Consider the following 12,028-nt stretch of genomic DNA (forward strand, 5'->3'; position numbering starts at 1 on the left):
GAATTGTAGCGCTTTTCAATATCTGACTCCACTTAATGCCACACTTTTGACTAGATTAAATCACAAAAACTTACATCCTCCACATTGAGCATATTCTCTTCCTCCCATAGCATGGTTGAAATAATACAAAGATAAGTTAAGTAAGCTTCGCGCTGGGGTAAGTCATTAGGTCACTCTAGGCAGCTCGCTTTACAGGCTTCGCGCCCAAATAAATGACGAAATAGCGAAACGTGAGGCTTATATTAATTTCAAATCAACAGGATTTTGAGGAGCAGACCCATGAAATCAAAATTGCTATTTTCACTCAGCCTTATTATCGCTGCACAACTACAAGCTTCGCCTATGTCGCTAAAGTTGAAAACCAAAAGCCCGTTACAGCTTACCGATTCTCCCATTGTGTTTGCACTGAATAAAGATACCAAGCAATTAGAGCGCATTGATTTAAGCAATGGACAATCTTCGCTGATCCAAGCTTCAGAACAGTCAAAAGGGTTTCATTTTGGCCATGTTGTTAACCATCAAGATGTACAAGCTTTTATCATTGACGACAAAGGGGTTTACCTTGCAACACACAACAACACGACGCGTGTAGTTGAGTCAGATAGCCTCCTGACTCGATTACAAGTAGATGATTTTAAGAAAATTGACTTTGTACTAGACGTAAATAATGATGGTCTCAGTGATATTTATTTACCCGGTTTTACACACAGCGAACTGTATGTGCAACAGCAAGACGGGCAGTTTACAAAGCACCAGTTCAAGTACGCTCTTCCCCTTAGATCTAGTAATTACTCAGACAGCATGGAGGTAAGTACTCACTTTTATTCATTACCAACTGTCCATGATTTTGATAAGGATGGCCACGCTGACTTGGTATTTCGCACCCGCGAAAATGTCTCCGTGTTATACGCAAACAAAACCGGGTTTAATTCCCAAGTCACGCATATTTATTTACCCACCTCTTTTGGTAAAACCACAAACAACGCGATACGAACAACCCATGAATTGCTCGATATCAACAAGGACGGTCATTTAGACCTGATCACGAGAACCCGTCCTATCACTGAGGGGATCTCTGGGTTAGAAGCGAAGATAAACTATGACCTATATTTAGGGCAACCAAAAGGGTTTAACTCTGGTGCCATTAAGCTACCGCATACGATCGGCGCTGGTGGCATTCGCATCGAGCATGACTTTGATGGCGATGGTTTACTCGATTTACAAACGCTTAGTGTGGATATAGGACTGACCACGATTGCCGCAATGGCACTAGGGGGCGGAAAAGCGGATGTTGATGTACAAATGCACTTTTTTAAGCAAAACCCTCATACTTTATTTGCTAAACAGCCTAATACTGAGAAAGAAGTCGAATTAGAGATTGATATGAAGCGTTCAATGCGCGGTATTCCATTTTACACCGGTGACTTAAATGGCGACAACAAACAGGATATCGTTTTTAAATCAGGGGATAAAACACTTAACATTTATTACGGCACGAGTGAGAATCTACTCAACAAAACGCGCAAAAAAATAAGTCGACAGCTACCAGAAAATGCCAATGATATTGTGCTGGTGGACGTTGATGGCAATGGTAAGGAAGACTTTATCTTTAAATACGCCGATGACAAAGGCCAAGCACGACTAGAAACCTTACTCAACTAAGCTGCTGTTGAAAGGACTAAATAGTATTTAGTCCATTGATTTTTTGTATGCTATTTTTCATAATCCATTGATTTAAGTTCAAAATATGTACAACCCGCTGTATAGTGCCGTCTTCAGGAAATATTAACTGATAAAGGAACTATACAATGAAACCAAAATACAACGGGCTATTTTTAGCCACATTGACCGCATTACATCTGACTGGCTGTGGTGGAAGTAGTGGCAATAGCGCGCCAATCACTGAGGAGAGGCCAGATCCAGCCCCTATTGTATTTTCGCATCTGTCGATAAAAGCGATGGAGCAGAACAAATGTGGAAATTTACCAGTGATGGCGAATGTGGTTTTTCATCAAGATAATGGCACATTCATTTCCAGCCAAATGACGCAAGTGGATGGCACGCTGGAATCCGACATTCCAACGAATGCACAACATGTCTCTTTTGTATACAGTTCAGAAACAGGCACAGGGGAAAAGTTTCTCCAAGTGCAAACCGTGCTCAACATTCAGCATGGCTTTGAGGCAGATGCAATTGTGTTTAAAAATTACGATACGTGTGGCTGTAATACCATCGATTACGATTTAGAAACACTCCGAGCACAAGTGCCCGACGCTCACCTTTATGGCGCAAGTGTTGACCCAATCGTCCTAAATACAGCACCTGATTCCGTGTCATTGTGTACTGATGAGCAACAACAGTTATTGTATACGCGATTCGAAGAGACACGAAAAGGGGCGATACTTGATACATCGACACCAAGTACCATTACTTTGTCTGATGCGCAATTTATGGCTCAAGGCACTGTACTAGATTTTGGCGATCACACATTTGAACCAAGAGAGCTCATCACACTATCGTCATATTTTGGCAATGCGATGGTATACAATGAGCATGTCAACGAAACACGCTATAACCACACCTCATACCAAGATGACAACCGGCTTCTGATATTCAAAGATCTCGATACCATCAGTTATCTGTCAACGACACGGCTAGAAGAAGCAACAGCATTTGGCGTCTCAGTGAGCACAAACTCCTATGCCATCAACAAGGTCAATGAGGAAGGTCAAGTTGTCGGTGCCCCGCACATTATCAATGACGCAGCGCTTACTCACGGTTATCAAACTTTAGCAGAATCGTTAGCCAACGAGAGCAGCACTGATGTCGCAGTCATTAACTTCAGTGAGGCTGATCACCGCATCAATGCCGTTACATTGACGCTAAACTGGAAAGACGCACAACAGGGTACAGCTCAATGGCAATTCATTACCGATGGCAACGATACAATACCTGATTTAAACTTTGGGGATATTATTCCGCAAGACAAGGTCACACCATTAAATGTCTCTATGGATGTTACGCTGCTTGCACTCAATACCGAGCTCGAATTTGATGTACTTAGAGAAGTGATGATTGAAGTCCAAGAAAGCTTCGAAAAGCGAGTCGAGTCACAACTTTATGATGGTGCAGCCATTTTTACAATCACGGCTAAACCCCTGTAAAGCAGGAAGGGGAGCCCGACGGCTTCCCCTGCTTTCTCACTATGGCAATAATTTCCAAGGGCCATTCTGATTGGTGGGACTTGGTGTGTTTCCTTGCGTCCACCATTTCGCCTCATAAATGCGACCTTCGTGGCTTGCCTTATCACCTTTAAGGTAAACTTTTGCAGCGTCCCATGCTTTAACGCCACCAACTGGCGGTTTGTCATCAACAGGCGGGAGAGTATCCACAGCGGTCACACTCGGCCACCCAGTGTGTGACTCATAGAAATTCGTGACACACTTTTCATAGTCACCTGGGACTAAAGCTGAGTAGGCAGTTTGATAGCCCACTAGCTTACACTCAAATGAGTGACCACCCGGTCTGTCTGAATAATGAGCCCAATTCGCTTCCCAGTTTGTATATAAAACACCACTTGCGCCATCCAAATTCAAGCTACCAAATGGCGTTTGCTGCCAGCACGTATTTTCTTCATCAGATTCAATGGGGATATTGTAGTAATGAGACAGTCCTTCCCAGTAACGAATACGGTTTACTGGTTGTCCTTTATTACGATTATGCTCACCACATTCAATCCCACCATTAATGACATTAATGGTTGTACCAAAGCCATAACCAATTCCCGCATTTAGCTCTACTTGAGAGGGCACCCAAGTTCTATCAATGACATGCAGCATTGCAGGCTTCGGTGCTTGTGGCGTTAAGAAAAACCATATCGCAGAAGCTAAATTTAACCAAGAGTCTGCAACGCGCCCAGGATCGTTCAGTAGCACAGTTGCGTCGCCATCAAACATTACTTCTGAGAACATGCCGTAGTTGAAGTGATATGAAAGTTGCTTTGCACCTCGGCCAAAATAACCTTGGCCCGCACCGCAGGGCCAACGACGGTTTTGCCAGTCATTCTGACCACACCCAGTTCGGTAGCCGCCTTGACCTTCGGACCAACCCATTTCTCGAACGTGAACTAATGCTTGTTGCCACTCCTCCAATCCATTGGGGTTATCTGAGGTATTATCTTTCGAAATATGCCCCCCTGTCTCTTGAGCAAAATGTGCAAAGGCAGTCACGATTGATTTTTTACAAATCGCATCTGAATTACGGCCATCGGTGTAGGTACCGCAAAAGGCAGGAAACTTACCTATCGCGCGAAGAAAGCGTGTGTAGGTGTACTCTGGCGCAGCCATTTGCGTGAGGAAGTCCCATTGTGCCTGACCAAATACACGCTCGACGCGTTTAACATTCTCTGGGTTAGCCGCTGCACCTGGTACAATCGCCTCTACGATTGCATTGCTGCGAGTTTCAAGCGCTTTTGACCAAATCGCATACATAGGATCAGCAGTCAGCGCATCTTCAGCAGCTTTTAAGTCAACACGAGATACCACGTATCCGTTCGGGTTGTTTGGGTCTGGCTGTACATTCATGGCTTGAGCGAATGTGCTAGCACATAAAACAGGCGCGCATAACAACGCCAATTTGGCGATTTTGCCTACCTTAGCATTTGAAATATTCATAATTTACCTTTACATGTTGTTGAAATTATTGAATTTGAAAGTCAATTTTTATCGTATTTTGTCACCAACAAAACAAATTCTGCTGGCTTTTAAATTGATGAACATCAAAAATCATCAATTTAACAAATATTACACATTGACATCGCTGTCAATGTGAATTACCTAATTTTTAAACACATGGAAACTTGATTCCTATAAATTGTGCTGCAAAATAAGTAAATATTATGAATAAAAAGAACAAGCTACCGTCATGGGCATAGAACAACTAGAAGCACAACATTTTTGCCAAGTAATTCAGTTAGGAAACTTAGTACACGGTGAAAATTATCTTGATGAAGATAAACTGAAAAAAATTTATCGGATGGGCCTTAAAAATGGATTGAACGCTTCATTCGTGGCACTGAATGAGCAAGACCAAGTAATTGGATTCAGGCTGACATACTGTGCTGGTCAATGGCCAATTGACAAATGGTGTACCCCGCAAAGTTGGCCTGTAAGTCGCGAGGACATGGCGTACTTTAAGTGCATTGCGATACACCCAAGTGCCCAAGGTCAAGGAATTGGACCACAGCTATTAGATGCATCTGTGCAGATATTAAAACGCCAAGGTGCCAAAGCTGGCATCGCGCACTTGTGGAAACAAAGCCCTGGAAATGGAGCGGTAAAATACTTCACTAAGGCAGGGGGAACTTTAATTAAGTTGCATGATGATAGGTGGCTAGAAAACTGTATCAATGATGGATATGAATGCACTATCTGTGGCAATGAATGTCACTGCCAAGCAGCTGAAATGGTGTTGGTAATATCATGAGTACCTATGACCCACTCTACCAGGCACATTGCCAAGGTGAAGCGTTTGCATCGAGTTACTGGGCAAGCACCTGCCAATTAGAAAAGCCTATGGCGCCTCCTCAGCGAGACCACACGTATGATGTGATTGTGATCGGTGGCGGTTTCACAGGATTACTGAGTGCATTCTATCTTGCTACAGAGTTCAATCAAAAAGTGTGTATTTTAGAGGCTAATCAGGTAGGGTTCGGTGCCAGCGCTCGTAATGCGGGATTTGCACTCCCCTCATCTGGTCGACTAAGTGCTTTACAAATGGGTAAAAAATGGGGCGTAGAGATTGCGCAACAGATATATCATGAGTACCAAACTGCTGTCAGTCGCGTCGCTGAACTAATAGATCAACATGACATTGAGTGTGATAAACAGGAACAGGGCTATATAAAAATAGCGCACTCACATAATGCTGCTAAGGGATTGCTGAGCGGTCTCGAATACAGTCAAAATGTCCTAAACGACAACCACCTCTCATTCATTCACAACGACGAATTACAGGCTAATTATATCAATACGCCCAACAGCTTTGGCGCAGTCAGGACAACACATGGTTTTGGGCTCAACCCCCTAAAACTAGTGCGCTCGTATAAATCATTAGTGCAGCAGGTTGGCGTCGACTTGTACGAACAAAGCTTGGCGCAACAGCTCGTAAAAAAAGGTCAAGCCTATCGTGTTAAGGTTAACGATATACACATCACTGCTAAAAAAGTGATCATTGCAGGCAATGCCTATAATAACAGGCAAATTCATCACCACTTAAACAATCGCTACCTGCCAATATTAAGCAGTATTCTTGTGACACGTCCATTGTCCACAGATGAACTCATTGCGACCGGACTTAAAACTCATCAAGTCATGATGGATACCCGCACGTTAAAATATTATTACCGATTACTGCCAGATAATCGCTTACTGTTTGGGGGGCGTGGCGCAGTATTTGGGAAAGATCAAGCCAAGCTTAAGTATCGGCATCACTTAGAGGCAGCCCTAAAACATAGCTTTCCAGCACTGCAAAATTGCCACAGTGAATACCATTGGCATGGTTATATTGCTGCTGCGCTAGACGACCACCCGCATATATATTGTGAAGATAATTTAGCTTATGCCATCGGATATTGTGGCTCTGGCGTCGCATTTAGTGCACAAGCAGCATACCGACTAGCGCAAATGGTGTCAGGACAACCAGTTCCCAAATTGCCCATCTACCAAACACCTGCACCAAAGTTTCCCTTTGCCACACTCAGTAGATTGGGTCAGTACGGCTTTTATAACCTCGCGATTTTAAAAGACAGGCTTTACTAACTCAAGACGAACAAAAAATACACAAAAGATACATGTTATCTCAACATTAGACGCGTTAAATGGACTTGAAACAACTATTAACTAAGGACAAGAAATGAAAAAGATGATTGTTTTAGGGCTACTTGCTGGCCTTTCGAGCGTTGCGTCTGCACAAACTATCAACCTTGAAAATGTAGACAATGGTTCGGTTGCGTTTGAAAAAGCAGAAGTCACCATTGCTGCCAATCAGGGTGTATTCGCGTCAAGTGCCGTGACTTATTATAGCCCACGTGTCTGGGTCAATGGCCGTCTACAAAAATTCTTTGTTGGCCCTACAAATGGTAACCAATTTTGTGAAGAACGTGGTCACAACCAAGAAATCAGCGGCAGTACCATCACGTGCGGTGAAGATGAGTCATCTTACGCAAACTATGACTGGTATGGTAAGTCTTGGGTTTATAAAGACACTGGCAGCAAGAACCAGTGTTACCAACTATATGCAACTATTAAGTGTCAGTAATATAAACACTTAATTTGGGCCCACTTTCAATGCAGTGGGCTTTTTTATATCAATATTAGTCGCACTAATCCCGCTTAAAGTGCCAATATAAACCACTTATATTGTGGATTCAGTCTTTTTAATCAGACCAAATAGCTCGTCTTTTAAGTGCACACGCTCCATTTTTTTGGCGTCTAAGTATTCATCCGTTGTATTCTCAACACCGTCTTCTATTCTTCGAACCTCTCTATCCAAGTCATTGTACTTATTAAATAGTTTTGCAAAATGATTGTCATTCATTTTGAGATGTCGAATAGTGTGATGATGATCTGGGAATTCATGTAATAGGTCATGTTTTTCAATGCTCATGAGAGTATCCTTTTGAAGTATTTATTGGTCTACCCTCATTATTCCAACAAGCCTAAAAAGACTTTTGATCTAAATCACATATTACGGCACAATTTATGTACAACCCAATATCTTTGATCTGTATTAAATCAGAGCTTACTCAACATCAACTCTGGCTGTGCTAAATATCAAGCAACACGACAATACTCATCATTACCATGGAATTTTGCTGCCATCGTAGCTGATAAAGCTGCCACTTTCTTTGGCCGTTAAATTGTCTAAAACATGTTTGAGTCCCATTGCAGAGGCCTCTGGCGTTATCAGCGCATTTGGTCCACCCATATCTGTTTTTACCCAACCTGGGTGCAGGGCAACCGTTTTTATGCCTTCAGATAAAAGGTCATTAGACAAGCTCTTTATCACTGAGTTGAGTGCGGCTTTGGAACTTCGATATATATATCCGCCACCTTTGGTATTTTCTGTATGGCTACCGACCCGGGATGACAATGCCGCAAAAACCTTTTTATTACCTTGCTGTAAGTTTGCATAAAAAACCTCAGCTAATTTGGCTGGTGCAATTGCATTGACTTCCATCACTTGTTTCCATGCTTCAACATCACAATGGCCAAAACCATACCCCTTAGGTCCATACAAGCCGGCATTATTAATCACCACATCAATCGGTACGCCTACCAAAGACTTTGCTAGCGCAGTCACTTGCTGATAATTCACCACATCCAGTTCATAGATTGAAAGACTTGCTTGATGCGCTTGATCAATTAGTTCGCGCAATGTATTAGCACTTGACTCGTTTCTGACCGTGGCCAACACCTGCCACCCTTTTGCTAAATACAGTTTCACTAACGCAAGACCAATCCCTCTGTTTGCTCCCGTAATCAACACACTCGCCATAATACACTCAAATTTATAATCGTATTTATGGAGACCTATTGTGATCAAGGGGGAGTGCAGATTCAAGCTTGTTTATTAGAAAGTATGCTGTGCCTTACCCAGCGTATTGTCTAGCCGAGTGCATCTAGCCAATTTTTAGCAACATTGCGGTGAGCAAAGTAACGAGTTTGCCCGCCCAATATCCACCCTCCCACTATCGAAGAGATATGCTGTAACCGGCTGTTGCCAATAACCGCAGTTTTAGTGAATTGTTCACTGTACTGAAAGGCAATGCGTATATCGTGAAGCGCTTCTCCCAGCTCCCATCCAGTCAACTCAGTAATATCGATTAGGGCAACGACCGAAGCGTGTGAGTGCCTCGCGAGCGCTTGATCTACCACAGGCAAAATCACTAAATAATCTTTATGGGTTAACCTGCCGACAGCCTTGAAACTGATCAACAGCCCAGTCTCTCTGACCTCAGTTGCAACCGAAATACCGTGGAATTCACTCATTGCAATAACCAATCACCTAAGTAAATTTTAAGTAAACAAAATACGCATTTTAACAATAGCGCAAAATGGTAATTCGCGCACAATTATTCATATAGTCTATGCTTTAACATAAGTATTGCTCAGTGGTATTGTCCCCCTTATGCCCAATAATTAGGAAAAACCTTTGAAAATACTAATAATACTAACATTGACTCTGTACTCATCTCTGTGCTTCGCTAACACAGAAAAAACGTGGTTCAATCAAGCTGTGTATACCAAATATGAGGATGCAGACGAACATAGCTGGCAAATCAGCAGCCATTACTATTTTGCACCACAAGCCTATTTCGGCGTATGGGACGACTTTGGCTACTTGGATACTGACAGCAACGTCCTGCTCACATACACCAATGATAGCGACGTTTACACAGGCGCAGAGGGAGAAGTGTTTATTGGTAATTGGTTTATTCCGCTCGCAATCGTTGACTTAGGGAATGCAGATGAAGACTACAGTGCAGGGGTTGGGTACCTTTTTTTTGATAGCATCAAAGCAACAGTACAACAGCAGCGTTTGAAAAATGCCGAGGACATCACTTGGTTTCAAGGTCAGCTCAATATTGATTTAAACCCAAACGCTTATATCGGGTTAACGGCTAATACAGACGATTCACTCGATGATTGGCGCTTTGAAGTTCGTTACTTTAGGGGCTTTGGTGAGCAAAGATACTTTACTTTGGACCTGTCGCATCATAATAACAGTACCAAAAACCAAAATGACTTTGTAGCGAATTACTACTTTAACCAACATTTTGCATTGGGTCTTGGCAGTCAAGCTTCCCACTTACTCATCGAAGGTAAGTACTTTGTGAATCATAGCTTTTTCGTCAAAGCACGATACCAAGAGCAGAGCGATGACGAGCAATCTCTGGAGATGTCTATGCAAGCGCAATTCTAGCATTGCTCAGGTAAGGATCTCTGGACAGCTGGAGCTTGGTTACTCAGCTGACTGCGGCAATTCTCATTTAACAGGTCAACTTGTTCTTTTTCTAATCGCCCTACTTGCGCCAATAACCACGCTTCAAAATCTGAGAAACGTTCTACTTCATACATTTTACCCATCACTTCAAATGGATTCAGTGATAACGCTTCATAGATAGCCAGCTCAGCTTGCCACTCATCATTGGGCGCCGTTAATTTTTCTCCTCGCTTGATTATATAGGCCCTTTGAAATGCGCGTTTAATCTGAATGATACCGAGCTCACCGACGTCTTCAGACTCTGGCAAAGTAAACTCGCTTTGGCGCCAATCAGGTTTAGGAAAAACGACCTCAAAGTCGGGGCTCTGTGGCTGTATATAGCTAAATGTAATTGGCTTGCTGGGCATCAAAACCGCATCATACGGACTGAACACAAATGCAATATTTAAACTACAATCTCCCTCTTGCAAAGACAAATGACGGTAAACGCGAATGTCAGTGGTCAGTTTAACAACATGCTCAGCCCAATCACCATCCGGAATGATCAATTGAGACGTAAGACAGCTTTCATCTCCTTTGTTCAATGCCAACGCGCACGCTTGATCTAAACAAAAGAATTCACCAATGAGTAAATCTTCGTACTCCTCATCAACCCGTTTGGTAAGCCATGTTTTTAAACTAACCTCTTCAGGGATGAGTACCCCAGTCGACTTTAGAAACTGAACGAGGTGTTTGAAAATATAAACCTGCGGCTCTCTTTTTAACAACGCCGTCATGGTTTCAGAAATAATAATATCAAAACGTGTTTGTGGGCACGCCGGACACCACTGTGTGGCATCTGCTAATACCACGTTGATGTTGTAATCTTCCAGGCCAAAATGTGCAATAAGCGCCTCTACCGCAGCGATATTTTCTTCATGGATATCTAATAACGTAATTTCAAGGGGTAATTTTTCTCGGCTCGTCAAAAAGGGCAAGAGCAAAGTAGCGTAAGGGCCAGTCCCTGCGTATAGAATCTTAATTGGCCCCTCTCGCAATTTGAGGTTGTCTTCAATGGCCAGAGCAACGCCCTGCGCAAATATTTGTGTACGCAGCGTTTCTTCGAAACACTTGGCGGCCTGTACGGGTGAAATCGCTACTCCACACGCAGTGTGTGCTGTGTGCGACTCATTCATATCAGTGCTCGTAAAAACCTGTGTAACCTTGCCAAGATACGCAACCATGTTTTTTATATCAGACGTTACAACTGCGCCTTTTTCAGCACTAAATAATCGGTTAACGGTTTCTATAAATTGAACTTTAGACTCGCACATAATATCCCTGTTGTCTTTTTTATATCAGCTCTGAGGATAGAGTCACAAATACCAAAAGTAAAACCAGTAAACTCGCAAAAAATACTCTTAAATGCCTAAGTTGCTTATTCGTTCTTACAAATCGATGCAATAGCCCACCTAAATACAACCACAAAGAATCGACAACTATCGCAACCATAAACAAAGTCACCGCCGCAACTAAACTGGCTTGAAAAGGAGAATCTAACGGAATATTCGTATTAGCAAAAATTGCAATACAGGCCGCATAGGCTTTGGGGTTTAATAAATTTAAGATAAACCCATCTCCAAACCCTAGTGGTTGGCTGTTGAGCTCTGCAAGCCCACCATGATTCGTCGCTATTTTATAAGCAACATAAAACAAATACACCAGCGCGCCTATTTGCAATGCCTTAGTCAACTGAGGAAAGCTTAGCAGCAGCGCCCCGACTCCCGTGGCCGAAGCAATAATCGCAACCAATAAACCGCATAAGATGCCTAACAAAAATGACAAACCGGCACGCACCCCACTACTCGCTCCCACTGCGGCAAGCGCTAATGGCGCAGGCCCTGGTGAGCCCAAAAGCAAAAAGGTCGTAAACACCAAAGACAACAATGCTTCTAGCAACCTACTTCTCCTACAAATCCTTGCGTATTAAAAGTTGATGTGTGGTAATTAACTCTAGCTAATATGGACGGGGAGCAAGTGCGCC

At 42.9% G+C, this 12,028-nt stretch carries 12 protein-coding genes; 6 read left to right on the plus strand and 6 right to left on the minus strand.

All coding sequences use genetic code 11. From position 1 onward, the window contains the following. Positions 1 to 279: 279 nt before the first annotated feature. Together L1286_RS09070 and L1286_RS09075 are read left to right on the plus strand one after the other, a co-directional pair. Positions 280 to 1,662 (plus strand): FG-GAP repeat domain-containing protein, encoded by a 1,383-nt coding sequence (locus L1286_RS09070; RefSeq protein ID WP_235406586.1) that lies wholly within the window; start codon positions 280 to 282, stop codon positions 1,660 to 1,662. 146 nt (positions 1,663 to 1,808) lie between these two features. After that, positions 1,809 to 3,164: a hypothetical protein gene (locus L1286_RS09075; RefSeq protein ID WP_235406587.1), complete on the plus strand. Its 1,356-nt coding sequence runs from the start codon at positions 1,809 to 1,811 to the stop codon at positions 3,162 to 3,164. Positions 3,165 to 3,203: 39 nt separating this feature from the next. Here the strand turns inward: L1286_RS09075 and L1286_RS09080 are convergent, their stop codons facing one another. Next, positions 3,204 to 4,673 carry a chitinase gene (locus tag L1286_RS09080; RefSeq protein WP_442961698.1) on the minus strand — a complete coding sequence of 490 codons (1,470 nt, stop codon included), beginning with the start codon at positions 4,671 to 4,673 and terminating at the stop codon, positions 3,204 to 3,206. A 250-nt stretch (positions 4,674 to 4,923) separates the two neighbouring features. Between L1286_RS09080 and L1286_RS09085 the strand changes: the two genes are divergently transcribed. From L1286_RS09085 to L1286_RS09095, 3 genes are all read left to right on the plus strand, one after another. After that, positions 4,924 to 5,484: a GNAT family N-acetyltransferase gene (locus L1286_RS09085; protein ID WP_235406588.1), complete on the plus strand. Its 561-nt coding sequence runs from the start codon at positions 4,924 to 4,926 to the stop codon at positions 5,482 to 5,484. Next, positions 5,481 to 6,818, plus strand: a complete 1,338-nt coding sequence (locus tag L1286_RS09090) for an NAD(P)/FAD-dependent oxidoreductase (protein ID WP_235406589.1) — start codon at positions 5,481 to 5,483, stop codon at positions 6,816 to 6,818. Before L1286_RS09085 ends, L1286_RS09090 begins: the two co-directional genes overlap by 4 nt. Positions 6,819 to 6,912: 94 nt before the next feature. Continuing rightward, entirely contained in the window at positions 6,913 to 7,317 is a 405-nt protein-coding gene (locus L1286_RS09095) for a hypothetical protein (RefSeq protein ID WP_235406590.1), read from the plus strand. Positions 7,318 to 7,413: 96 nt separating this feature from the next. Here the strand turns inward: L1286_RS09095 and L1286_RS09100 are convergent, their stop codons facing one another. The 3 genes from L1286_RS09100 to L1286_RS09110 form a co-directional block, all read right to left on the minus strand. Beyond that, positions 7,414 to 7,665, minus strand: coding sequence for a YdcH family protein (locus tag L1286_RS09100; RefSeq protein WP_235406591.1), 252 nt, complete (start codon positions 7,663 to 7,665; stop codon positions 7,414 to 7,416). 192 nt (positions 7,666 to 7,857) lie between these two features. Next, positions 7,858 to 8,556 (minus strand): SDR family oxidoreductase, encoded by a 699-nt coding sequence (locus L1286_RS09105; protein WP_235406592.1) that lies wholly within the window; start codon positions 8,554 to 8,556, stop codon positions 7,858 to 7,860. Between the two features lie 110 nt (positions 8,557 to 8,666). Beyond that, entirely contained in the window at positions 8,667 to 9,050 is a 384-nt protein-coding gene (locus L1286_RS09110; protein ID WP_235406593.1) for an STAS/SEC14 domain-containing protein, read from the minus strand. A gap of 163 nt (positions 9,051 to 9,213) precedes the next feature. On the opposite strand from L1286_RS09110, the gene L1286_RS09115 reads away from it, so the two are divergent. After that, positions 9,214 to 9,984: a putative porin gene (locus L1286_RS09115; RefSeq protein ID WP_235406594.1), complete on the plus strand. Its 771-nt coding sequence runs from the start codon at positions 9,214 to 9,216 to the stop codon at positions 9,982 to 9,984. On the opposite strand, the gene L1286_RS09120 is transcribed toward L1286_RS09115, so the two are convergent. Beyond that, a complete protein-coding gene (locus L1286_RS09120; RefSeq protein ID WP_235406595.1) occupies positions 9,981 to 11,318 on the minus strand; it encodes a class I SAM-dependent methyltransferase in 1,338 nt (445 codons plus the stop codon). The genes L1286_RS09115 and L1286_RS09120 overlap by 4 nt on opposite strands. 19 nt (positions 11,319 to 11,337) lie before the next feature. Further along, positions 11,338 to 11,943: a LysE family translocator gene (locus L1286_RS09125; RefSeq protein ID WP_235406596.1), complete on the minus strand. Its 606-nt coding sequence runs from the start codon at positions 11,941 to 11,943 to the stop codon at positions 11,338 to 11,340. Positions 11,944 to 12,028 lie beyond the last annotated feature (85 nt).

Origin of the sequence: Pseudoalteromonas sp. SMS1 (assembly GCF_021530565.1) — a bacterium.
In the GTDB taxonomy this organism is placed as follows: Bacteria; Pseudomonadota; Gammaproteobacteria; order Enterobacterales; family Alteromonadaceae; genus Pseudoalteromonas.